Below are 25,370 nucleotides of genomic sequence, written 5' to 3' on the forward strand. Positions count from 1 at the left end.
CTTAATGCCATTGCATCTGTGGATGCCTGTTTACCTCTCAGATAGTAGTAAATTCCAGATCACTAGGTTTTAGCCACAAAAAGGCACGAAGAAGCACGAAGAGACATAGCATAAGTTTTGTGTGCTTTTGTGCCTTTTTGTGGCCATAATTGATGTTAAGAAATGAGCCACTGCAGGTCGTCACCGGTTCCCGGTTACGCTACACGGTGAAAGAATCCGCCTCCTCAGGCAATGCTCCGCGCTAATTCTAAATTTTTAATTCCTAATTCTTAATTACCAGTGACCGCTTTCTAGTTGATTCCTGAAATAAGACCGCCCATTTTCTTCCGCTTCAGTCAAAAACAACCACCAGATAACTTAACTATTATGGCAACAGGACTACTTTTTTCAGGACAAGGCGCACAGCAGGTCGGTATGGGCCTCTCTCTTTATGAGAATTCACCCATCGCAAAGGCTCTCTATGACGAGGCCAACGAAATCTTGGGTTGGGATCTTAAAAAGATCTGCTTCGAAGGCCCTGACGAAACATTGACCGAAACCAGAGTCTGCCAGCCAGCGCTCTATGTGCATGGTTTTGTGGTTTACAGTATCTTGAAGGCAGAGGGTAAGCTCGACGACGTCACAGCTGCGTGTGGTCTGAGCCTCGGCGAACTGACCGCACTCGCTGCAGCGGGTGTATTTGATTTCGCGACGGGCCTCAAGCTCGTCGCCGAGCGCGGTCGTCTCATGCAGCTTGCGTGCGACGCAACTAAGGGCGGTATGGCTGCGGTGATTGGTGGCACACCAGAGGACGTGCAGACCTTCTGCGACGAGTTCGATATCGAAATCGCCAACCTCAATTGCCCCGGGCAAATCGTCATTTCTGGTGACAACGAGAAAGTGCTCGAAGCGGTGGCAGCCTCCAAAGGCCGCTTCAAACTGTGCAAGCCGCTCAACGTGGCAGGCGCGTATCACAGTCGCCTCATGGAATCCGCGCGCGATGCGTTTGCTGAATTTATCAAGGACTTCGACTTCAAGGCACCTGAGATCGCCGTTTACACCAACGTCACTGGCAAGCGCGTGAGCGAACCACAGGAAATCAAGGACGCATTGGTCAGCCAAGTCGTCTCTTCAGTTCGTTTCGAAGACAACCTCCGCAACATGGCCGAGGAAAACAGCCTCAGCGACTTCTACGAGTGCGGCGTCGGCAAGGTCTTGGCTGGTTTCGCAAAGCGTATCGACCGCTCCCTGAAGGTGACTGCGATCTCTGAGTTCAGCGAATTGCCAGAGTAGTTGCCCCATTGTTTTATCTTTGAAGCCTCAGGCTGACTCATCCTAATCGGATCGAGGCAGGCTGAGGCTTTTTTGGAACTGACTCACCGAGACCTATAAATGAAGACCACATCAATCATTTTAACCGTCCACAACAAAGAATTCATGATCGAAGATGTCATACGCGGCATCATGGATAATGTATCGGAGCACACTAGGGAATTGATTGTCATTTTTGACGGCTGCTCCGATCGGTCTCGCGAATTATTTGAATCCACGATTGATTCTTACAGAGCAAAAGACATCAAAATCATCACCGACGAGACTCCTGACATATGGGAGACCAAGGCGAATAATGTCGGGCTCAAAAAAAGTAGCTGTGATGGCTCGATCATCATCCAAGATGATATGATCATGACTGAGGCAAACTTTGACCAGCGCCTCATGAAGCCAATCAATGCGTTTAGTGATGTTTTTGCCGTGACTGGAAGAACCGCACATAATGATACGATCAAAGATGGTGACTTGGACGTGTATGACCATATTGGCAGAGAAAACCCCACAGGCACCAAGCCCTGTCATATTGTCAGGAAATTTCGAAAACACTTTAAGATAAAACTCAAAGCTCGTCGTGACATATTTGGCATTCGCGATGTCGTGAACCGCGGGCCTCTACTGATTGATAACAGCCGCTTGCAGGCATTGAACTACTTCGATGAACAATTCGCTCCACTGGACCTGGATGACCATGATCTCTGCTTCCGCGCATTCAAAGAACACGGGTGGGTGTGCGGATCGTATCAAATGGAATATCGCTCTGATCTCGAATGGGGGGGCACACGTATGAATTCAACCAGTCACAATATTTGGAAAAAATCATACAACAAAAATAAACAAATCTTAATGGATCGCCACAGAGATGCGCTCATGACTGAAAAACATAATGAAAATAGGGTATTGGCGTAAACAGCTTGCCGTTTAAAGCGCATTTAAAGGACTAAGAGTTTCAAGCCCATCAGTCGGCTACGTGACTTATAGAAGTGCTTGTAAACATGCGCCTTCTGCAATCTATTCGCGTGGATCTGCGTCGATTCCTCGTTTCAACACGCCTTTTTAGGAGAATACCTGTCAATCGAGCTGATCGGGTGTTGATTTTTTTTCAAAGCACGCGATCTTAACGCGCTTCCAGCCTTTTTACATGACCGATTTAGCCCATACTCGCAACTTTTGCATCATCGCCCACGTCGACCACGGCAAGACGACGCTGTCCGACCGTATCCTCGAACTCACTCGCACCGTTGAAATGCGTGACATGAAGGCGCAGCTCCTTGACTCCATGGACTTGGAGCGCGAACGCGGCATCACCATTAAGAGTCACCCTGTGACCATGGTGTATCGTGCGAAGAATGGCGAAGATTATACTTTTAATCTGATCGACACACCAGGTCACGTGGACTTCGCCTATGAGGTGTCTCGTAGTCTAGCGGCCTGCGAGGGCGCAATGCTGCTGATCGACGCCGCTCAAGGCGTTGAAGCACAGACTGTTGCAAACGCCCATCTAGCGACAGAGCAAGAGCTCGCGATCATCCCTGTGATCAACAAGGTCGACCTGCCGAGCGCGGATGTGCCAGCGATTGAAGTGCAACTCGAAGATGTGTTGGCGATCCCAGCTGAAGAGGCGGTCAAGACCAGTGGTAAGAGTGGCTTCGGTATCGAAGACCTTTTGGAAGCTGCGGTGCACCGCATCCCACCACCACGCTGGGCGGAGGTCGACGGCCTGCGCGTGCTGATTTTTGACTGCATTTACGACACCTATAAGGGTGTCATCTGTTACGTCCGCGTCTTTTCCGGTTCGGTCAAGATGGGCGATCAAATCATGACCATGAGCGATAAGCGCAAATCACAGGTCAAGGAAGTCGGACGTTTCTCTCCGGCCATGATCAAGCGTGATTCCCTGGAAGCCGGCGATGTGGGTTACATCGTCACCAATATGCGCGATGTCGCTGACATTCAGTTGGGTGACACGATTACGCACTCCGCAGCACCGACTGCTGACATGCTGCCTGGTTACAAGCAGGTCAGTCCGATGGTCTTCAGTGGTATTTATCCGATCGATACCAGCGACTACAACAAGCTCAAGGCGAGCATGGGTAAGCTGCGTCTGAATGACGCGGCCTTCGTCTATCAGTCGGAAAACTCCGTCGCGCTAGGCTTCGGTTTCCGTTGTGGATTCCTCGGCCTATTGCACATGGAGATCATCCAAGAGCGCATTCGTCGCGAGTATGACCTCGACGTAATTTCCACGTATCCAAGTGTTATTTATAATGTCACCAAGACCGATGGCACGATGCTCGAAGTGCACAATCCAGTGTATCTACCAGATGTCTCTGAGATCGAATTTATCGAAGAGCCAATGATTTTGGCTTCGATCCACATTCCTAACACCTCAATTGGTGATGTGCTCGCGCTCGTTGCCGAGAAACGTGGCATCTGTGAGCATACCGAAACCATCGACGGGCAGCGCGTCATGCTCGTCTGCAACATTCCGCTCAATGAAATTCTGATCGATTTCAATGACCGTCTGAAGAGCATTACCCATGGTTACGGTTCGATGGACTATGAAATGAACGGCACTCAGAAAGCCAAACTCTGCCGCCTCGACATCATGGTCAATGCGGAGCCGATCGATGCATTCTCTTCAATCGTCCACTTGGACAAGGCCGAGGGCAGGGGACGTGCACTCTGTGAGCGACTCAAAGAGATCCTACCGAAGCAGATGTTCAAGATCGCGATTCAGGCTGGTGTGGGTTCCAACATCGTCGCTCGCGAGACGATCAGCGCGTATCGTAAGGACGTGACTGCGAAATGTTACGGTGGTGATATCTCTCGTAAGCGTAAGCTCCTCGAGAAGCAAAAAGAGGGCAAGAAGCGCATGAAGAACATTGGTAGCGTTTCGATTCCACAAGACGCCTTCATTAAGATCCTTAAGACCTCCGACGGCGGCAGCTGATGAACGTCGAACGTTGAACTTCCAACGTTGAACATTGAATATTTGAGAACGAGACAGAGCCCCATCATCCATGAAAAAGTTACGCAAACAGGCAAAAGATCTACTCCACGCGGCCAGTAAGGTCTATCATTACCGACGCGACGTGACTTCTGTAGCCCGTTTGCAGGAACTGGAAAAGACGGTAGGCGAAATCGAGTCGATGCTCAAGGACACGTCCACCGAGAAGGCACCGTTCGAAGCGGCCATGAAACGCTTGGATGCCTTGTTGCGAAAAATCGGCGGTAAGATTTACCCGAAGACCTTTTGGAGCGATAATTTGGAAGTCATTCTAGTCGCAGCGATTCTAGTGATCGGTGTGCGCACGTTCTTTTTCCAGCCCTTCATCATTCCGACCAATTCAATGTATCCTACTTATAGTGGGATGAATACAGTCGTCTATGCAGCAGACGAAGCTTCACCGAATGCGGTGGAGAAGGTCTTTAATAAAATCACATTGGGAGCCAATCATAAGAGCCTCATCGCTGAGGCCTCTGGCCCCGTTTCATTGGTATTACTGCCTAACCCTAAAACAGGAAAAGTCGGCACAAGTCGTCCCGTCCCGTATCGAAAGTATTTCGTCCTACCAGCACAGCGCGCCGAGTATGTCTTTTCAGTCGGCGGCACGTTGCATTCAATTCAAGTGCCAGCAGAGTTTGATATGCTCTCCGCCGTGCGACAGTTTTTCCCAGATGCGAACCTAGCGATGGCTGTGCCATCGCAGGACAGTCCCAGTGGTCAAGCGTTACAATTGAATCACTCAGTAGCCGCAGGCGATCCGATTATGCGCTTCGACATCACTCTGGGCGACGCGCTGTTCGTCGACCGTATCAGCTACCATTTTAAACGTCCGAAGGCGGGCGATCCGTTCGTGTTTCGCACCAATGCAATCCGCGAAGAGCTCGGCCGCTTAACCGGCGATTATACCGACAAATATTACATTAAACGTATCGGCGGGGTCGGCGGCGAAACACTCGAAATCGTGGACAGCACCTTGCTCGTCGATGGTCAGCCACGCGATGAGGTCGAAGCCTTTGGCCGCAACGCAGCGCGAGAGGGCGAGTATAGCGGCTACATCAACCACACCTTACTTGCCGAAGGTCGTAAGCTGAAAATTCCCGACGATAAATTCGTCGCACTGGGCGATAATTCCGCCAACAGTCTCGATAGTCGCTACTGGGGCTTTGTGCCTGAAAAGTCAGTCATCGGCAAAGCGATCTTCATCTACTATCCGTTCACGAAGCGCTGGGGTGTCGCAGAGTAGGTGCAGAGACTTGAGGGGCGGAACAGGAGACCTGAGAAATACGACTCAGGTCATCCTTTGTATGGCTCGTGCTTACTATGCCGCACAGAACCAAGCGCGATGAGCTAAGACAATGTAGTTCTCACCGCTGCGAGCCGACAAATATACTCACGCGTATCATAACGAGTGAAATATGCCGCGGCTCATGGGGTCTGCTATGTGTGTGTTACTGAGGGAGGGAACGCCTCTGCGCCGGCCACTGAACCTAAGCACTTACACACCGCAGGACGAGGCGGAGCTCGTCCCTCCCCAATAATAAGCGTAATATTAGCATTAATAAGCGGTCTCAGCTCCGCTGAATAACAGAGCATAAGATCTTTTCAGTAGTAGATGTTTGTGCACTTTCATCGCAAGCTCGCTTGCTTGCCTGAGCGTTCTGCCATATCCACTCAATCTATGAGCAACCAAACACAACGAAATATCGCGATCATCGGCGGCGGCCCCGCAGGTCTACGTGCCGCAGAAGTGGCTGCTAACGCCGGCGCATTCGTTACCGTGTTTGATGCGAAGCCATCCGTTGGGCGTAAGTTCCTTGTCGCAGGTAAGAGCGGGCTCAATATCACCAACAGCGCTGCATTTGAGACCTTTGTCGCACAATATTCCGGCAAGGATTTACCCGTGCCCACATGGCGTAAAATCATCGGAGATTTTGATAACACTGCCATGACCGAATGGGCGCAATCACTCGGCATCAATACCTTTTCAACCGCTGGCGGTAAGGTCTTTCCAGAAACTAAAAAGGCCGCACCGATCTTACGACGCTGGGTGCAGCGTCTGCGCGAGATGGGCGTCGACTTCCAGATGAATCATCGCTGGTTAGACTTGCGAACGATGGGTGAGTTAATTGAGCTTGAAATCGAATGCCCAGAAGGGGTGTTTGATCAGGATTTTGACGCCGTCATTCTAGCAATGGGCGGTGGCTCATGGCCTAAAACGGGTTCCAATGGACAGTGGGTCAGTGTTCTTGAAAAGCACGGAATTGCCGTCGAAAAGCTACAATCGGCTAATTGTGGCTGGGAGGCGAACTGGACGGAGGCTACACGAACAGCAGCAGAAGGGTGCCCCTTGCACAATATCCACGTCCGCGTTGGCGAAGAACTACATATCGGCGAATTGATGATTACACGCTATGGCTTTGAAGGCACGCCGATCTATGCATTGGGTCGCACATTGCGCGAAATGGATGCACCCGAAATCGTGATCGATTTTAAGCCAACCTTTACCGTTGAGCGCCTGGTGCAGAAAATGGAGTCCGCACGCCGTAATTTCTTCCACGAAGCACAGCTACGCTGGAAACTCAGCAAAGGCGCCTGTGCGATTATTCAGCAACTCCATGGTGAATTCGATTCCGCTCAGGCGCTGGCCGAGGTTGTCAAATCCTGCCGCATTCCATTGAGCGGCGCACGACCACTGGACGAAGTGATTTCAACCAGCGGCGGCGTCGCATGGAATGAACTCGATGAGACACTCATGCTAAAGAAACTGCAGAATGTGTATTGCGCTGGTGAAATGATTGATTGGGAAGCACCCACAGGCGGCTTTTTGATGCAAGGTTGCTTCGCCACAGGTAGCACGGCTGGATATGCAGCAAGTTTAAAGTCAGTATAATTACACTGATATTTAAGGCTTTATTGATTTGAATGATTTCGCGCTCAGACATGTAGCACTGCTCTACACATTACGCACAATATATATTATGTCTAATTGTTGTTTTTTTGAATGACAGACTACTGCTCTCTCGCATGTTGAATCTATGAAATTAGTGCTTACCCTGATCTGCCTCATTGAGTTGGCAGTCGCACCGTTGATCGCCGCTGATACGCTACCACTGGAACGACCAAACATCCTGTGGTTGACGTCTGAGGACAATAATATCGCTTGGGTTGGATGTTACGGGAATCCAAATGCGAAGACCCCGAATATCGATCAGCTCGCCGATGACGGATTTCAATACATGCATGCTTACGCCAGCGCACCTGTTTGTGCGCCCTCACGCTCGACATGGATTACTGGCATTAACGCCATTTCCATGGGCACACACCCGATGCGCAGTCGCTACGACATTCCGCATGACCTCATTGCCTATTATCCTGATCAGCTTCGCGCCAATGGCTACTACGTCGGGAATGACAAGAAGACCGATTATAATATCGGTGGCCGACCTGATTCTGACTGCTGGGATAACCCCAACAAAGTCGACTGGAAGGCACTCAAGCAGCAACAGCCTTTTTTTCCAGATAATCAACTCAACACTGTCACATGAGAGCAAAGCCTTCGGCTCTGTCGAGAATACAACGCACGACCCCGCGCACACGCCCCTACGCACCTATCATCCCGACCTACCCGACATGCGTAAAAACTACGCACACTATCATGAAGCAGTCGCTAGAATGGATGCAGCCATCGGTGTGTGACTACAAGCACTGGAAGCTGCCGGCCTCGCTGAGAATACCATCATTATCTACAATTCTGACCATGGTGGCGTCTTGCCTCGCAGTAAGCGCTTCCTGTTCAGCTCAGGGTTACACTGTCCATTGATCCTGCGAATTCCTGAGAAATGTAAACCTATATACAGGAGTTAGAAGTAAGGAGTAAGAAGTTAGTCTTTGTTAATGAGTCGCTTAGGGTCAAGAATGCCTTCGCCAATTTGGCGAACTACAACATCTACATAAGACACTGACCATCAGCTTCTAACTTCTAACTACTGCCTCCTAACTCCTCTTTTTAGGATAAAGCACTCTGGCCAGCGGACCAAGCAGGCACACAGATCAATCGCATTGTCAGCTTTGTGGACATGCCTAAGACTTGGCTAAGTCTCACTGGGAGCGACATTCCCGCGACGATGCAAGGCACCATCTTTCTGGGTAATGCAGCCGAACCAGAGCCGGAGTATTATCACGCCTTCCGTGGCCGTATGGACGAACGCAATGAAAACGCACGTGCGATTGGCGATCAGCAGTATCTCTATATCCGTAACTATATGCCCTACACGCCCTGGATGCAGCAACTTAGCTATTTGTGGAAAATGAAGGCGACTCAAACATGGGTCGCTCATGTCGAATCCGGACGCGCCAGTGAGGTGGAATCTCGTTTTTTTCGTCCAAAACGCTGGACTGAAGAGCTCTACGACTCCCGCAAAGACCCCGATAACGTTGTAAATCTAGCCGACAACCCCGAGTTCGAGCCAGTGTTGGCACGCATGCGCACTCACCTGCGCGCATGGCAACTACAGGTGCACGAATCGGGCCTTCTACCTGAATCAGAAATGGTCAAACGCGCTGCAGAGCACGATACAACGATTTACGAAATGGTGCGCAACCCGGATTTGTATGACCTCCCTTCCCTGCTCAATGCAGCAGATTTGGCACTCGCAGAAGACGCTTCCAATTTACCAAAGCTAAGAGAACTGCTCAACCAAACTGACTGTGGTTTGCGCTACTGGGGCATCGTCGGTTGTTTTTTACTCAACGATGTCGAAACCGCCCGTAAGGGCCTCACTGATGATTCGCATGAGGTCCGCGCCATGGCCGCTTGGCTATTAGTCAAACACGGCGATCAGGAGGCAGGCCTCGCTTGCCTGAAAGCAATGTTGCAGAACCAATCCTATGCGACGCTCAAAATCCTCAACATTCTCGATTGGATGGACTGCGACGAGGCCGCACCTCTGATACCGACGGTTCGAAAACTCAAACTCGAAAAATATGAGGAACGGATGAAGCAAACCATCACGCATTCAGATATAAAAAAGATATAGATATGATTAGCTAAAACCAGTATTTCTAACTAGAAAAATTTGATCTTTTTTATTTGCTTGTCGACAATTTAAAGCATAGCTTATTTTCGAGATTGGGGTGATGTTACCTCCTCTCGTCTGAGCTGTGATTGAGAATCAAGATAACCTAAAAGAAACTAATTTTTGGGCACAGGGGATACTCTCAGGTGATGTTGAAAAATGGCAACATAGAGCTCGATTAAAGCGGCTACGTTGGCGCTTAATTATTCGAATGACCCTAGGGTTAAAACGATTGGTAGATATTGTTGGTGGATTATGTGCGATTGTCATTAGTTCGCCGATTTTTTTGGTTACTGCCTTGGCCATTAAATTGGATGATGGCGGCCCTGTGCTCTTCAAACAAGTTAGAGTGGGAGCTGGTGGTGAGCTGTTTGAGATTTGGAAGTTTCGTTCCATGGTCATGAATGCAGATCAAATCAAAGACGAGATTCTGGAACAAAACGAGCATGGGGATAGTGCCGTTACTTTTAAAATGAAAGATGACCCTCGAATCACAAAACCTGGTAAATGGATTCGTAAGCTATCAATCGATGAGTTTCCACAGTTCGTGAATGTATTGATCGGTAATATGTCATTGGTCGGCCCACGCCCGCCAGTGCCACGTGAAGTGGCTCTATATGGCGCAAGGCATCTGCGTCGGCTACAAGCCAAGCCTGGTATTACATGTCTTTGGCAAATCGGAGGCCGTGCCGATATCGATTTTGAAGGGCAGGTTCGCCTTGATCTACAGTATATACATTCACAAGGTTTTTGGGGCGATCTCATGATTATCTTAAAAACCGTCCCGGCCGTGTTATTAGGTAAAGGAGCCTACTAAGCAAATGAGCGACATTCCTGAACCCAATCGTGATGGTCCCGTTTTATGGCGTCTTACTTTACCAGACTGGGGGCGTTTAGATACTGTTTGGCAACGTCGACTGCCATTTGCGCTGTGGCAAGTGGGCGAACAAGCCTTGCTCTTTCACTGGCTGGATGCCGCTGTCGATCAAGGATCTGAAAAGGTGGTGCTCTACATTTCGGATCGCCCAAGCGATGTCCGTAAGGCGCTCAAGCAAGCCACACTTTGGCCCATCGAAATTGAAATTGTAACTGTTCGCACCATCGAAGGTGTTGAATCCGATGACTGTATCAATCGCTTGCCCAGAACCCCCACTCTAGCGGCAGACCCGAATGCGGGTTGGGAGTTAATCAAGTATTGGCACAGTCTCGAACAAGCGTGGCTGGTTAGCTTTACCGAAGAAACTAAAAGCTATGGTATCTATGCTGCCATTGGCCGTAGCTGTGAAATTGCTCCAGACGCCAAGTTAAATGCGCCCTTCTGGCTAGGAAATCATGTTTCAATTGGCCCAGGCGCAGTGATTGGTCCAGGTGCGGTCATTGAAGATGGCTGCATCGTTGCTGGTAACAATCGAGTCGTGCGTGCACATATAGCAGCTCACACTTATCTGGGCCCGGAAACGGATCTGATCGACAGCATCATTCACCGCAATAATTTACTCAACCTAAAGCACCAAGCCTATGTGCGCGGTCTCGAAGGTTTCGTCGCATCCAGTCTGCACGGCAATCAAGGCACCACTGCACAGGAAGCTCCATCCTTGCGCGACCGTCTCCGAGCCATGCGTCTACTATGGCGTTGGCGATCACAGCCAAGGCCAACTGGTCACTTTAAGGGAATCGATGGTCAACAATGGCCTGCGTTAAATAGTCGAGCAGTTGAAGACCGGAGCCCATGGCTACGGCTCGTGCTAAAAGGGCAACTCGCGCTCTTTGGTATCACGCCACGCGAAGCGAGCGCATTAGCAGACCTGCCGGAAGAATGGCAATCAATACTGCGTAAAGCTCCGCTGGGCGCTTTCAGCTATGCAGATGTGATGGGCGCGTCAGAGCCAGGCGATATGGAAGAAGCGCTTCATAGTGTGTATCATGCCACTGCAGATGCGACACTCTGCCGCCAGCTCTTTGATAATTGGTGGATGGAACTTTTTGGCAATTAACACTAAAATAAGGTAATAATATGAAAGGTATGGTATTTACAAATTTCCTCGAAATGGTGGAGGAACACTTTGGTTTCGAAATAGTGGATACCATTATTGATTCGTCGGAATTACCATCCAAGGGAGCTTACACCGCAGTCGGCACCTATCCACACACTGAGATGGTCGCCCTACTCCAGTCGCTGGAGAAGGAAACGAATGTTCCGATTGCTAAACTATTAGTGACTTATGGCAGCTACTTGTTTGCCAAGCTTGCAGAGGGTTATCCGATGATGTTGACCGACTGCAATTGTAGCCGTGATTTATTACTACGTTTGGATGGTGTGGTGCATGTTGAAGTGGCGAAGCTTTACCCTGACGCACAACTACCTCGATTTGAAACCGTCGAACTACCAAACGGCGACTTAGAAATGACATACCTTTCAGAAAGGCACTTAGAGGATCTCGCGGAAGGTTTATTACGAGGAAGTTTGGTGCATTTTAAAGATAAGGCAAGTATCACACGTCATCCAAAGGCAGATGGGTCTGTCATTTTTAAGGTTAGCTACAAAGGACATGAAGATAGCTAATGAATGATCCTAACATATGGGAAAAACGCTTTAAACGTGAGCGGACGGCTCGCCGCGAAGCCGAGCAACTGCTCGAAGTTAAAAGCTACGACCTTTATAAAAAGACATGCGAATTAGACGACCTAGTTGCCAAACAGCAGGTCACGATTGAGGAGAGGACTCGAGACCTAGAGCAAGCCAGTGCGCAAGCCCTTATGCTATTTGATGCCGTTAGCCACATCAATAATGGGGTCATCATTACTGGTCCAGATAATACCGTGATTTGGGCCAATAAAGCGACACAAGACATATCTGGCTACAGCCCAGAGGAACTTATGGGTAAAAAGCCAGGCGAGATGCTGCAAGGAGAGCACTCATCTGATGAGACGCGTCAACTTATGCGTGAAAAGATCCGAGCCCGCGAGCCATTTCAAGTCGAGATATTAAACTACGCCAAAGGTTCAAGGCGCCCTTATTGGGCGCATATTCAAGCATCTCCTGTTTTCGACGAAAATCAGTTGTTCAAATATTTCCTCGCAATTCAATCAGATATCACTGAGGCTCGTCACACCAAGGAACAATTAGCAAAAGAGATTGAGCGCGCTAATCAACTTGCGCAGAAAGCAGAGCAAGCGAACAAAGCTAAGACACGGTTCTTAGGCACAATGAGTCACGAGCTAAGAACGCCCCTGAATGGAATTATTGGCTATTCTCAAATCTTAGAAAATCAACCTACACTGGACGCGAAGCAGATTGCCCAAGTAGGCATTATACGTCGCAGTGGAGAACATTTACTGGCCTTAATCAATGACCTGCTCGATGTATCCAAAATCGAACAAGGAGAACATCAACTCAATCCTACGCAATTTGATTTAGAGGGCATGCTCAGTAGCGTCCTAGAGATTATAAAATCGAAGGCCGACGAAAAACAGATCCAGTTAAAAAAACTATATGAAGCGGGAAGGCACATACAAGATGGCGCTCGAATTCTTTTAATCGCTGATTCGCGGGCCTTAAGGCAAGTGCTGTTTAACTTGTTAGGAAATGCGATTAAATTCACTGAACAAGGTGCAGTTTCTTTGAATGTCGAGTTACTGGAACTTAATCAAAAAAGCGGACGATTTTTGTTTGAAGTTACCGATACGGGCCGGGGAATTCCATTAGAAAAACGTGAAAAGCTATTTAAGCCTTTCAGTCAAGTGGACGAGTCGCGTGATGCAGTCAATGGCACTGGCTTGGGACTATATATTGCACAAAAGTTTGTCATGTTAATGGGTGGGAATATTCAAATTAAAAGCACTGTGCTCGAGGGTAGCTGCTTTTATTTTGAACTCGAACTACCGGTGGAGATTTCTACAAGTCAGAAGCCGTCTGAAAGTGAGACAACGATTTTTCAAGGTGAAGGCTTCCCAGTTGCCTATATAGGTGAACCCAAAAAAATTCTGATAGTCGATGATGTTAAAGACAACCGCCTGCTGCTAAATGACCTATTGGAGCCAATAGGATTTGAAACTGATTTTGCAGAAAATGGACATGAGGCGCTACGCCTCGTTCGAAAAAAGCAATACGATTTGGTCTTAAGCGATGTCGTCATGCCATTCATGAATGGCTATGAACTCGTTGAAGCCATACGCTCAGATCCTAAGATCACGGCTCCCCCTATCTTTGCGATTTCGGCAAGTTTGATGCAACTCTCTACGATGGAGAAAAGGCGTATCAGGCAGTTTGATTACTTTCTCTCAAAGCCTGTAAGCGCGATGGATTTATTTGAGGCAATTCGAAAACCGCTTAACATTGAGTGGCTATATTCGAATGACCAAAAACTGACCGAAACTCAAACAGTAGATCAGGATAGTTTCTCTCAGAGTCAGAACGACCAGTTATACTCCCCTACCTCACCAATTAAAAAAGACATGATATCTCTAGCTAGATTAGGCGATGTTAAGGCCTTGTTAGAGCAACTGCCGAAATTGGAAGAGCTAGATGCCACCACTGCTACTAATGTTAAAACCTATTTAAAAAATTATAAAATAGATCAGGTTATCGCGGAATTAGAATCATCTTTGGGAAGGAATTCACATGCTTAAGTCACGAACCATATTATTAGTTGACGACAACGCCATTAGCATAGACATCCTGTTTGACATACTCGATGACCTTGGGCACCGAGTTCTGGTCGCTGAAAATGGGGAAGCGGCACTAAAGCGCTGCCAGCTTGCGAAGCCCGACGTAATCTTTATGAATAGTATTCTTCCGGGAATTGATGGATTTGACTGCTGTCGACAAATTAAAGCGAACAAAGACCTTCACCAGACACCAATCGTCATAATGGCTGATGAGAATGATCGCACGATTCGAACACAGTGCTTCAAATCAGGAGCTTGTGCTTACATCGCAACACCAGTTATCAGCAATGAAGTTAGCACTATTTTAAAGGATCAGCTGGAGCTGTTAGACTTCCGTGAAAACATAAAATCTTCTAAGCCACCTGTAAATCGGTCATCGAGCGATTTTGATCTGATCGTGGATTTAATTGCACATGACATGAAGGGCTCGATCGCTAGTATTAGTGGCTTCGCCGAATTGTTATCCGATCTTATGACCGAGAGTGAGGCCAACGAGCAATGGATGCAATGCATTGGACACATTCATAAATCAGCCAATGAAGTTGATGTCATCGTAGAGGCATTGGTGCTACTTAAGAATCTCAGGGGGCGAGAGAGCCAGGCGCCTGAAAGTATTGGCTTAGATACGATTTTTACAGATGCATGTGCCCGTTATAATCAATTAGAATACTGTCGACCATTCGAGTTAACAGCACACTCAATAGATTTGAGAGTCACCACACAACCGGCTTTGCTAGAAGAACTCATTCTGATTCTATTCCGCACTTTCAGCAATTTTATCGCAACAGAAGGTCCGTTTAAATTAAGCATACATGCTGAAAAAAATGATGATAGCAGTCTTCTTTTACGTTTAAACGCAAACACGCGAGCAATGAGCGCTGAAGAACTTCCGTATATTCTAGAAACACTACAAGGTAACAAACGAAAAAAGGTAATAGATGGAAATATCCTACTGTTATGTGCTCAAAAGCTAATCAAATGCTTAGGTATCAAGGCATGGTCCGAGCATGGTGTGGAGGAATCTCTAACAGTCTGCCTCACTCTCGAATCTAAATAACCTTATTATGACCGAAGAATCCGCACTTTACATTACTGAATTCAAACTGCCTGCGGATTTGAAGCAAATCCCCGGGGTGCGCGAACGCTTCATCGACTTCTTACTCTCGCTCGGTCTAGATGACAGGGAGAAAGAAGGATGGAAGCTCACCTTCACTGAATTAGTCAACAATGCAACTGAACACGGATGTCACGACAACTCCGACCTGTCTATCTATGTCAGGTGGTGGTCAGTAAACAATACTGTGTGTTTATTGACACAAGACGAAGGCAACGGCCCTCCTGAAGCATTAACTCGTAGTCCTTCCCTGCCTGATGATCCATTATCGGAGGGAGGCCGAGGTTTATTTATCATTCATAATTTTGCAGATAAATTTGAGCACTGGCGCTGCGAGAGTGGATATATTGCCCAAGTCACAAAATCCTACAAGCGTCTCAATAGTGTGTTACCAATGAATCCAGAAATGGATGCTATTTTGGACGAACTCTCTGATTGCTACGAAAGCCTATCACTGTTCGACAACATGGCTACGAACTTTTTAAAAGATGAACACTCGGATCGCTTTGTCCAATCAGAGTTGGATATATTCATGGATGCTAGGGGTTATACCGTCATTCACTTGGAATTATATCATCCAAATCAGAATAGTATCTATCGCTCCCTAGGTTTAATAAAATCGTATGGAGTCTTAGGAAAGATCGAACCAGCGGCTGCTGAGATACTGAACCAAAATGATTCATTCAATTGGTCTCCACGAGGTCAAAATTGTCCCTTCGATCAGGGCGAAGACTATCCCGTTGGGTGCTGTGTTCCCTTATATGTCGGCGATAAAATTGTCGGCTTAATTGCATTGGGCTGCGATCAAAAGGACAATGTTATCGTCTCGAATGATATCCGCAATTTGCGTGCGCTTGCTGATATTGTAGGCGTCTCAATTAGTCGCGAATTATTAGATGCTGAAAAAGACGAACGAAAGCGACTCTCGACCGAGATGTCGATTGCGACTACACTACAACAAAAGCTGCTGCCCGTTGCAAAAGAATACCCCGAAATCCCAGGTTATGATCTATTCTTCAGTAGTCTCAGCGCCTTAGAAGTTGCAGGTGACTTTGTCGAAGTGCGAAAGAATAGCTCAGGCGAGTATTTGGGCTGTGTCATTGATGTGATGGGTAAAGGTATTTCAGCTGCAATTTTGGCAGGTATCTTTCGTAGTCAGTTTATTGCTTACGCTTATCGCGGTGGCAATTTAGCGACCTTCATCGAGGGCGTTAATCAAGCCCTAGAAAGTCAATTAGAAGGCGAGACTCGGTTTATCACTGGCTTCGTGTTTATATTAAACTCGGAATCGCATGATATCACTTATGCAGCCGCTGGGCATCCTCCAGCACTTTGCTTACGAGCTGACGGCAGCTTGGATGAACTCGTATCCACAGGACCTCCTATGGGACTATTTTCAGACATTAAATACGCACAAAAGCAGATACAACTCGATCCCGGCGAGCGTATGATCATCGTCACTGATGGACTCTATGAATGGACCCAAGACGATGATATCTTTGGCTGGGAAGCGATGGTGGATTGGTTCACCAGCAACAATCATTTAGATGCTGATTCGCTATGGACGGAACTGCAGGCTAAAATGATAAGTGCACGTCACTCTCAGTCAATTGAACGAGAGGATGACGAAACACTCCTAATTTTAACACGTAAATAACATGAAAAAAGTATTAGTAGTCGATGATGATATTGTGATGTTTCGCCTCTTTCAAATGCAGGTCAAACGATCCGGTTGTGAAGGCTTTTTCTTTCGCGATGGCAAATCTGCATTGGAACAGCTGGAGAAAGTAAAACCGGACCTTGCGGTGTTAGACTATAACCTACCTGACCTGGATGGCGCTGAATTGTATAAGTGTATCCGCGAAACTGCAGGTATGGAAACGATCCCAATCGTTTTTGTTACCGGTTCGGTGCAGGATGAAGATTTACAAGCGATTAAATTACTTGGGGCAAATGCCGTGCTTTCTAAACCTTTTAGTCCAAGGATTCTGCAAAACCTCATTAAGCAATTATTGAACCTCGAATGAAAAAGACACTTCACCTCTTTATCTTTGCTGATGCGCTGGGCTGGGAGCTCGTGCAGCACTATGGCATCCTCAAAAAGGTGACGCCTCTTCAAAATAAATGTGAAACACTGTTCGGCTATTCAGCGACCTGTGACCCTACCATATTGACAGGTGCTTCGCCGCGCGAACACGGTCATTTTTCCTTCTTTGTGAAGTGTCCTCCTGAAAAGTCACCGTTCAAGGTGATGCGCTTCTTTAAATGGATCCCCGACCGTATCGGTGGTTACCATAAAATCCGTAATCGACTCAGTCGCTATTTTGCAAAATCGAAAGGCTATACTGGATACTTTCAACTCTACAGTGTGCCCTTTCGCTTTCTCCCATGGCTCGACTATACTGAAAAAAAGGACATTTATGAGCCGGGGGGTATCATAGGCGGACAGCCATCAATCTTCGAAACGTGGAAAGTATCCGGCAAGTCTTGGAATCGATCCAATTGGCGCAATGGCGACACGGCCAACTATGCTGAGGTCGAACAACTGATCAAACAAGGCCAAGTCGAACTCGCCTATTTGTTCACAGCAGGCCTGGATGCAACCATGCATCGCTACGGTCCCTGGTCTAAGGAAGCAAAGGCTGCGTTCCTCGAATTTGAAAAAAAGGTAGAAGCACTCAAAGCATTGGCCGAGCAACATTATGAGGAAGTGCGTATCGCCATTTTCAGTGACCATGGTATGACCGAGGTGACGGAAAACTCTGATCTACGACGACGCTGTGAGGCACTCCCCTTAAAGTATGGAGTTGATTACACGGCAGTCTGGGATTCAACGATGGCGCGATTCTGGTTTTCTACGGACGACGCGCGCCAACAAATTACAGCGCTACTGAATCAAGCCAATGAAGGTTCAATTGTCAGTGACGATCAGCTAAGTAAATGGCGCTGCGATTTCCCAGACAAGCGCTACGGCGAACTCTTTTATCTACTGAACCCTGGAGTCTTATTTGTCCCCTCCTTCCTAAATATGAGCCATGTGCCCGGCATGCATGGCTACTCCCCAGAGGACAAAGATAGCGCCGCCTCATGGCTCACTAATTTCGAAACAGATCAACCAGTCAACCGCCTCGAAGATATCTTTGCGGTCATGCAAGCCGCCTCCCAAGACTAATGTCACAAACTACCCCTCATTACATTGCAGGTCATAAAAACCCCGACACCGACTCAGTCGTCGCTGCCGAGGTGTTGGCTTGGCTGTATCACGCCATTTCCGATGCTCCAGATAATGCCATTCCGGTGCGACTCGGGCCCTTGAACCAGCAGACGCGTTGGCTCTTTGAGCAAGCAGATCGAACACCCCCGGCCCTACGTGAAAGCTGTCTCTACACGGCTGAAGAGATCGCCCGCCCCGTGCCATTTGTCTATCCTGATACACCACTACGAGAAGCATTAGAGACGATGCAACGTAGCTCAAATGACTTTGTGGTAGTAGTCGACGACGCTAACCATCCACTTGGAATTGTCAGTGATCGGACGCCACGCACCAACTATCTACTACAGTGTAACATTGAGGATTTAATCGGCACGCTACTCGATTTTGAGCATATTATTACTGGCTTACCACTAACTTGCTTAAATGGTTTCGATCGCGTTGGAGAAGTTCACCGGTTGGAAGTGCCGTTGCACAAGCACAGTATTACTGGAAACTGGGATCAGCACACGGCAATCGTGATTGGCGATCGAGATTTGCTAGTAGATAGCATTGCACAAAACCCACCGGCTGCAGTGATCCTAACTGGAGTTTCAGATACGCGTGCGGACGAAATATCAAAGCGTCTCCCCTGCCCTGTTTATCTATATCGTGGCTCTGTGATCAGTATGATGACGCGCCTGCCTGGTTGCTTCCCTGCTTCGGAAGCCATGATTGAGGAGTTTGCCACTATTGATAGCTTAATGAGAGAAGACGAAATCTCTCGGTTAATTAAAAAGACTCCTAGCAGTCTACTTGTCCTCGATTCCAATCAATGTGTGATCGGTAGTATTTCCGCCATGGACATACTGCGGCTTAAGCGCCCCAAACTGAGTTTGGTGGATCACAGTGAACGCGGGCAGGCCATCCATGGCTTAGCGGACGCAGAGATCGTTGAGATTATCGACCACCATCGACTCGGCGATGTTGAAACCATTCAGCCTTTAAGTATCGATGCACGGCCTCTCGGATCGACCGCTTCTATTCTGTATGAACGGATTACAGAAGCTGGACTAAAACCGCCAAATGACATCGCAAAACTATTACTCGGCGCACTGCTATCCGACACGCTGCTACTCACCTCTCCGACTTGCACTATTACAGATAAGGCACGCGCAAAAAAATTAGCGACGCTGGCTGGCGTGGAACTTCAAAGCTTTGGCATCGAAGTCTTACGGCAAAATGATGAACTGGCGGACGGCACCGCAGCATCACTGGTGAGTCGCGACTGCAAACCTTTCAGCTTCGAAGGCGTCCACTTCATCGCGGCCCAAATTGAAACGGTCGACTTGTCAATTTTAACGCCTCAGCGTGCGACCGAACTGAACGAAGCCTTCGCGCGGCAAGTCAAACTGACTGGCTCCGCCTTCGGCGCGTTAATGGTGACCGATGTGTTGAAAAGCGAAAGTCGTGTTATGATTGTGAGTGAGGATGCCCACTGGCTGCATGTTCACCTGCCACCAGACTTGCAGCAAAACGGACAAGCATGGATGCTGGATGATTTTGTCTCTCGCAAGAAGCAACTTATTCCCCTACTTTTAAACAATATTCGGCGAGCCCAGTAATCGACCCCAATTCCTATGCCTCCACAGCCTTCCAATCGCATCCTGCATATCCCACGGCGTTTCAGTCAGGACGAATGGGGTGGCACAGAAGCCGTCATTACCAATCTATGTGCTTCACAATTAGAGATGGGGATGCGTCCGGAAATCCACACCTCATTGGCATTGTCCGATACGCGGCAAGAGGACTTTAGAGGCTTCCCTATCTTTCGTTATGATTATTGCTATCCGTTCTTCGGCTTGAGCACTGAAGAGACGCATCAATTGGATAAGAAAGGTGGCAACCTACTCTCTTGGCCGCTCTACCGCGCATTGCGTAAAGCAGATGGAGTGCGATTGTATCATGCACACGTGACCAAGCGCACGGGTGCCTCCGTCCTAAAAGCGGCGAAGCTCGCGAAGCGCCCCTGTGTCGTCACACTCCATGGTAATATGTTTGATGTGCCGAAAGCAGAAGCCGACGAAGTCGTCGCCTCGCAGCAAGGTCACTTCGAGTGGGGCCGCGTTTTTGGAGCCTATTTTGGCAGTCGCTCAATGCTGGATGAGGTGGATGCGATTCTCTGCGTGGGCTATTCTGAATACGAGAAAGCAAAAGTAGCACTCGGCGCTGAGCGTGTTCACTTCTTGCCCAATGGTGTGCATCCTGAACGCTTTAAAGCCAGCGAGGCTGAACGTGCCCAAGCGCGCTCGGATCTAGGCTTCGCCGATGACAGCTTTATCTATGGCTGCATCTCGCGCTTAGACCCACAAAAGAATCAACTTCTGTTAATCGAGGCGTTTTCAGCCGTTGCACAGCAGAACCCAAAAGCGGGCCTACTCATTTGCGGCCCAATGACCAATGCCGGCTATGCCGCCAAACTTGAAGCCGCTGCCGCCGCTTCTGGGGCTGCGGATCGCATACGTATTCTGCCTCCAGTCACGCCAGACACCGCGGAGCATCGCGGTCGTTTTGCAGCACTGGATTGCTTTGTCCTACCCTCACGACATGAGCCCTTTGGTATCGTCGTGCTAGAGGCATGGGCCGCGGGTAAGCCTGTGATTGCCGCAAATGTGGGAGGATTACAACGTTTGGTGACGGACGGGCAAACGGGTCTCAAATTCGAGAGTGGCGAAGCTGCGGAGTTAATCGCCTGTATGCAACGAATTGCTAATGAACCTGATCTTCGAGAGGCATTGAGCAATGCCGCACAAGCGGAGGTAACGCGTTCCTACACGTGGCCTCAAATCGCCCGTCAACTCGAAGATATCTATCAACAAGTCGAAGCCAAATACCTATGAACCCCATCCCCGATAGCATCTCGCTCGTCATGCGCTCATACAATGAGGCATGGGCCATCGACGACACTTTAAAGGCTGTATTTTCTCAGGACTATACTGGCAGCATCGAATTAATCGTCATGGACAGTGGCTCGACCGATGGTTCGCATGAGATTATTAAACGCTATAATCCGAAGGAGTTTATCATCGCGAAACCAGGCACCTATGTTCCGGGCAAAGTGCTTAACGAAGGCTTTCGTCTCGCCAGCAATGAGTGGGTCGTTTTCCTGAACTCGGATGCGACGCCGGCCAATGATCAATGGCTCACTAAATTACTACAAGCAGCCGTCGACACACCGAAACTGGGTGCAGCCTTTAGTCGTCAAATCCCACGTAAGGATTGCGAGGCAGTGTTTGCACACGACTACGACCGCTGCTTCGGGCCAGACCGTGAATCCGACAACTGGGATCACTTTTTTAGCATGGTGAGTTGCGTGGCGCAAAAGTCAGTATGGGAGCAATATCCGATCCGCGAAGACCTCCAATACGCAGAAGACGATGAGTGGACCCGCCGCATGAAAGCGGCGGGCTACGCCACCGTGCTAGTCGTCGAATCCGTAGCCATTCACTCACACAATTATACGCCCGAACAATCCTACAAACGAGCCAAAGGCGATGCGATCGCAGTCGCACAAGCAGGCAACATCCCTGACGTGAATCGTCGTTGGCATCGCGACGTCTTTTTACCTGCAATCAAAGATACCTTAAAGGATTTAAAATATCTCAAGGCGCATGGAAAACTAAGTGAACTGCCACATGCTTTTCGTGTTCGCTATCAACAAAGACTCGGCCGTATGCACGGCTATAACGAAGGATGCCGCAAATGAATATTTTAGTGATCTCCAATCTCTACCCCCCACATGGCATCGGTGGTTACGAAGAACGCTGCATGCAAACCGTCAATGCCCTGCGCAAACGCGGACATACCGTCAATGTGCTCACCTCTGATCACTCGGTCGAAGGACGCGATTCGAGCGGCGAGTCCGGCATCTACCGAAGCTTAAAAGTGCATGGTTTTTATGGGCACCCCTGGCTTTCCATCCATAAGCTCTACCACCTGGAGCAGGCAAACCAAGTTGCCATGCAATCTTTAATCGACACCTTGCAACCCGATGTGGTGCACGTTTGGAATATGGGTGGTATTAGTAAATCCTTATTGCACACCTTAGAACAAAGCAAGCGCCCCCTAGTTTACGACATCTCCGATCACTGGATCGCCCGCAGCTTGAAAGCTGATGTGTGGCTCTCGTGGTGGAATGACCAAGGCTCCATCATGCGCACCACTCTCCGCAGCTTGGCAACACTCACAGGTGTCCGCAAATCCATCAGCGCTAAGGTGCCAACGGCATCGGTTCGCACGCTTAAGTTTAAGAATATTTATTTCTGCAGCCAATATATGCGCGACACGACAGCCAAGCAGGGCTACCCCGTCTCACATGCCAACATTGCGTATTGTGGCGTCGAGACGGAACGCTTCACTCGTAAGACAGAATTTTCGCCACCGCGTAAGTTCCTTTGGGTCGGTCGGCTAGCCGAGGACAAAGATCCTATGACAGCACTCAAGGGCTTTTTACGAGCGAGAGAGAGCTGTGGCGAACCACTTACCCTCGACATCTATGGTCGCGGTGAACCCGAATTCGTCGATCAGCTAAAGGCGACAATCGCGAAAGCCAAAGCCGAAGAGTTTGTCACTTTAAAATCTGCCACGCATGACGAAATGCGTGGACTCTATGCGCAATACGATGGCTATATATTCTCCAGTAACTGGGGAGAGCCCTTTGCCCTGACTCCACTCGAGGCAATGTCAGCTGGTGTGCCAGTCATCATGTGCCCTGACGGCGGTGATGCAGAGCTGCTAAAAGATGGAGACAATGCACTCAAATTTACGGCGGCCTCACCGAGTTCATTGGACGGTGCGATCACACGACTACTACAGATGCCCGACCATGGGCAAAAAATGAGTCGTATAGCACTCCAGTTGGTCGAAGAGCGTTTCACGGTCACAGTGATGACAAATACCATCGAAGCTATTCTCAAGCGGGCGGTTGGTCCGAAACATGGTTGATATAATTAAGGCCATTATCCTCGCTGGTGGTTACTTTGTAATCGCTCCTATCGGGGGGATCATCCTTTCGAAGGATCGGCGAATGGAAGACTTCGCGATGGGCTTGCTGATGTTTTTAATGGGGCTCCACATCGATACCACGGTGTTGATGCTCAATTCGATTGAATGGTATCGTGGAGCGACCAAAGGCTACGAATTTACCATGATGGAGATGCTGTCGATCAGCTTAATCTTTTCGACGATCTTTAACTCAGAACGAAAAACCATTTGGCTCCCGATGGGCACCTTACTCTGGTTTTTATACGTCGCCGCAAGCAGTCTCTCGATCTTTAGCGCATTGGAGATCAACTACGTGCTAATGAGTATCGTCAAACATGCCAAAGCCTGGCTCATCGTATATGCAATCGCCAACTACGTGCGCACGCGACGTGAGGTGCATATAGTGCTTACCGGCATCGCCGTCATGTTAATTTATCAATTTTTCATCGTCGCCAAGATGAAGTGGATTGATGGATTCTATCAAGTGCGTGGACTGTTTGAGCATCAAAATCCACTGGCCATGTTTACCTATATGGCGGCACTACCACTCCTAGCAGTCGCGATGTCGCCCGCGGTTAGCAAAGCGCGCGGCCTGTTTTACTTCTTCGCCTTTGCCTGTTCGGGGATCATTGTGCTGGCTTCCTTATCCCGAGCAGCACTCGCTTTTTTTGCAATGGGCACGGTCGCTGTCGTGGCAATGGGCTTCTTTGATCGTATATCGATTCGCCGTATATTAACGGTCGGAGCTATGGCACTCGGTGGCACCTTCGTCTTAGCGATGACTGCAGAGACCATCATTGCTCGTTTCAACGACGAAGGCAACGAAGCTAGTGGTGAGACACGCGATGTCATGAACCTTGCCTCCTTGGCGATGGTCAATGATAAGCCTCTGGGCGTGGGTTGGAATAACTTCGCGAAAGCAATCAATCACCCCTACCCTTATGGCGACGTGATTGATGACTGGAATCGTGACCGTGGACAGAAAGTCGACAACGACTACGCTAAAGGTGTGGTCGAAAGCCATTACTGGTTACTCAAAGCAGAGACAGGCTGGCAAGGCTACGTGACTTATATGTTGTTCATCATCGTCGTGACAGGCCGCACGATTCCCTTAATTCTAATGCGTCGTGGTAGCCTCGAAGCTGCCATTGCGGTGGGCATCTTAGTTGGATTTGGTATTACCTACGTGCATAGCAGTCTAGAGCGTGTGCTGACTCAAACAAAGAACCTCGCCTTGTGGATGACTTATATCGGCCTACTCGGAGCCTTACTGAAAATCCCCAAAGTGTCCAAAAACGAAACACCCGAATCCGAATGAAAGCACCTACACTCATCTTAGTCGCAGGGATCTCTGGATCCGGAAAATCAAGCTTTGTCCAAAACCTCGCCCAACACTTCGGAGAGGACCAGAGCATTGTCTTATCACTGGATCATTACTATCGAGACCTCACACATTTGCTAGAGGAAGAACGTGAGCATCAAGACTTTGATCAACCTGAAGCATGGGAACAGGCGCGTCTTGTTCGTGATCTACACGACTTAAAAGCAGGTAGAGAAATCGATATGCCCATTTATAACTTTGAGACACATTTGAGAATGCCCAACAGTGAGCGTATCCAACCGAAAAAGTATCTCATCGCAGAAGGTATTTTTGCCCTGTGTTATCCAGCTTTAAATGCACTGGCGGATCTAAAGGTCTTTGTCCAACTCGATGAAAAGGTCGCATTACAGCGGCGGATTGATCGTGATACCGCAGAGCGTGGCCGTAGTGAAGCATCGGTCATTGAGCAATTCACCAAGACCGTTCAACCTGGCAATAGGCGATACATTTTACCGAGTGCAAAGAATGCCGATCTTATTATCTCCGGCGACCTGTCGGCCTCGGAACAACTCTCACTCTTTTCTAAGCATCAAAATGCATCGCTCAACTACTAGAGCCAGCTCGATTGAGGTCCGGATGTA

Annotated in this window: 21 protein-coding genes; all 21 read left to right on the forward strand. The window is 48.6% G+C overall.

All coding sequences use genetic code 11. From position 1 onward, the window contains the following. The first annotated feature begins 366 nt into the window (after positions 1–366). Positions 367–1,272 (forward strand): ACP S-malonyltransferase, encoded by a 906-nt coding sequence (gene fabD / locus GZZ87_RS13330; protein ID WP_162025834.1) that lies wholly within the window; start codon positions 367–369, stop codon positions 1,270–1,272. Between the two features lie 99 nt (positions 1,273–1,371). Next, on the forward strand, positions 1,372–2,217 hold the full coding sequence (locus GZZ87_RS13335) for a glycosyltransferase (RefSeq protein ID WP_162025833.1): 846 nt from the start codon (positions 1,372–1,374) through the stop codon (positions 2,215–2,217). 232 nt (positions 2,218–2,449) lie between these two features. Continuing rightward, a complete protein-coding gene (gene lepA, locus GZZ87_RS13340; protein ID WP_162025832.1) occupies positions 2,450–4,261 on the forward strand; it encodes a translation elongation factor 4 in 1,812 nt (603 codons plus the stop codon). Positions 4,262–4,331: 70 nt separating this feature from the next. Continuing rightward, a complete protein-coding gene (gene lepB, locus GZZ87_RS13345) occupies positions 4,332–5,561 on the forward strand; it encodes a signal peptidase I (RefSeq protein WP_162025831.1) in 1,230 nt (409 codons plus the stop codon). A gap of 435 nt (positions 5,562–5,996) precedes the next feature. Continuing rightward, positions 5,997–7,208: a TIGR03862 family flavoprotein gene (locus GZZ87_RS13350; protein ID WP_162025830.1), complete on the forward strand. Its 1,212-nt coding sequence runs from the start codon at positions 5,997–5,999 to the stop codon at positions 7,206–7,208. Positions 7,209–7,353: 145 nt separating this feature from the next. Further along, positions 7,354–7,863, forward strand: a complete 510-nt coding sequence (locus tag GZZ87_RS19780; RefSeq protein ID WP_244648122.1) for a sulfatase-like hydrolase/transferase — start codon at positions 7,354–7,356, stop codon at positions 7,861–7,863. Positions 7,864–8,394: 531 nt separating this feature from the next. Next, positions 8,395–9,354 carry a hypothetical protein gene (locus GZZ87_RS13360; protein ID WP_162025829.1) on the forward strand — a complete coding sequence of 320 codons (960 nt, stop codon included), beginning with the start codon at positions 8,395–8,397 and terminating at the stop codon, positions 9,352–9,354. Between the two features lie 124 nt (positions 9,355–9,478). Continuing rightward, on the forward strand, positions 9,479–10,210 hold the full coding sequence (locus GZZ87_RS13365) for a sugar transferase (protein ID WP_244648121.1): 732 nt from the start codon (positions 9,479–9,481) through the stop codon (positions 10,208–10,210). A gap of 4 nt (positions 10,211–10,214) precedes the next feature. Then, positions 10,215–11,387 carry a hypothetical protein gene (locus GZZ87_RS13370; RefSeq protein ID WP_162025828.1) on the forward strand — a complete coding sequence of 391 codons (1,173 nt, stop codon included), beginning with the start codon at positions 10,215–10,217 and terminating at the stop codon, positions 11,385–11,387. A gap of 20 nt (positions 11,388–11,407) precedes the next feature. After that, entirely contained in the window at positions 11,408–11,956 is a 549-nt protein-coding gene (locus GZZ87_RS13375; protein ID WP_162025827.1) for a heme NO-binding domain-containing protein, read from the forward strand. Continuing rightward, complete coding sequence (locus tag GZZ87_RS13380) at positions 11,956–14,022, forward strand: PAS domain-containing hybrid sensor histidine kinase/response regulator (protein WP_162025826.1); 2,067 nt, start codon at positions 11,956–11,958, stop codon at positions 14,020–14,022. The genes GZZ87_RS13375 and GZZ87_RS13380 overlap by 1 nt, the downstream gene beginning before the upstream one ends. Beyond that, positions 14,015–15,118, forward strand: coding sequence for a response regulator (locus GZZ87_RS13385; RefSeq protein WP_162025825.1), 1,104 nt, complete (start codon positions 14,015–14,017; stop codon positions 15,116–15,118). The genes GZZ87_RS13380 and GZZ87_RS13385 overlap by 8 nt, the downstream gene beginning before the upstream one ends. Before the next feature lie 7 nt (positions 15,119–15,125). After that, the gene (locus GZZ87_RS13390) at positions 15,126–16,832 is read left to right on the forward strand and encodes a SpoIIE family protein phosphatase (protein WP_162025824.1); all 1,707 of its coding nucleotides are present in this window, start codon (positions 15,126–15,128) and stop codon (positions 16,830–16,832) included. A gap of 1 nt (position 16,833) precedes the next feature. Then, complete coding sequence (locus tag GZZ87_RS13395) at positions 16,834–17,202, forward strand: response regulator (RefSeq protein ID WP_162025823.1); 369 nt, start codon at positions 16,834–16,836, stop codon at positions 17,200–17,202. Further along, a complete protein-coding gene (locus tag GZZ87_RS13400) occupies positions 17,199–18,347 on the forward strand; it encodes an alkaline phosphatase family protein (RefSeq protein ID WP_162025822.1) in 1,149 nt (382 codons plus the stop codon). The genes GZZ87_RS13395 and GZZ87_RS13400 overlap by 4 nt, the downstream gene beginning before the upstream one ends. Further along, positions 18,347–19,990 (forward strand): DHH family phosphoesterase, encoded by a 1,644-nt coding sequence (locus tag GZZ87_RS13405; protein WP_162025821.1) that lies wholly within the window; start codon positions 18,347–18,349, stop codon positions 19,988–19,990. Before GZZ87_RS13400 ends, GZZ87_RS13405 begins: the two co-directional genes overlap by 1 nt. Before the next feature lie 15 nt (positions 19,991–20,005). Then, positions 20,006–21,265 (forward strand): glycosyltransferase family 4 protein, encoded by a 1,260-nt coding sequence (locus tag GZZ87_RS13410; RefSeq protein WP_162025820.1) that lies wholly within the window; start codon positions 20,006–20,008, stop codon positions 21,263–21,265. Beyond that, a complete protein-coding gene (locus GZZ87_RS13415) occupies positions 21,262–22,131 on the forward strand; it encodes a glycosyltransferase (RefSeq protein ID WP_162025819.1) in 870 nt (289 codons plus the stop codon). The genes GZZ87_RS13410 and GZZ87_RS13415 overlap by 4 nt, the downstream gene beginning before the upstream one ends. Further along, entirely contained in the window at positions 22,128–23,369 is a 1,242-nt protein-coding gene (locus tag GZZ87_RS13420) for a glycosyltransferase family 4 protein (protein WP_162025818.1), read from the forward strand. Before GZZ87_RS13415 ends, GZZ87_RS13420 begins: the two co-directional genes overlap by 4 nt. Next, positions 23,362–24,726: an O-antigen ligase family protein gene (locus tag GZZ87_RS13425; protein ID WP_162025817.1), complete on the forward strand. Its 1,365-nt coding sequence runs from the start codon at positions 23,362–23,364 to the stop codon at positions 24,724–24,726. The genes GZZ87_RS13420 and GZZ87_RS13425 overlap by 8 nt, the downstream gene beginning before the upstream one ends. After that, positions 24,723–25,343, forward strand: a complete 621-nt coding sequence (gene udk, locus GZZ87_RS13430; protein WP_162025816.1) for a uridine kinase — start codon at positions 24,723–24,725, stop codon at positions 25,341–25,343. The genes GZZ87_RS13425 and udk overlap by 4 nt, the downstream gene beginning before the upstream one ends. Positions 25,344–25,370: the final 27 nt, after the last annotated feature.

Origin of the sequence: Lentimonas sp. CC4, assembly GCF_902728235.1 — a bacterium.
Taxonomy (GTDB): domain Bacteria; phylum Verrucomicrobiota; class Verrucomicrobiia; order Opitutales; family Coraliomargaritaceae; genus Lentimonas.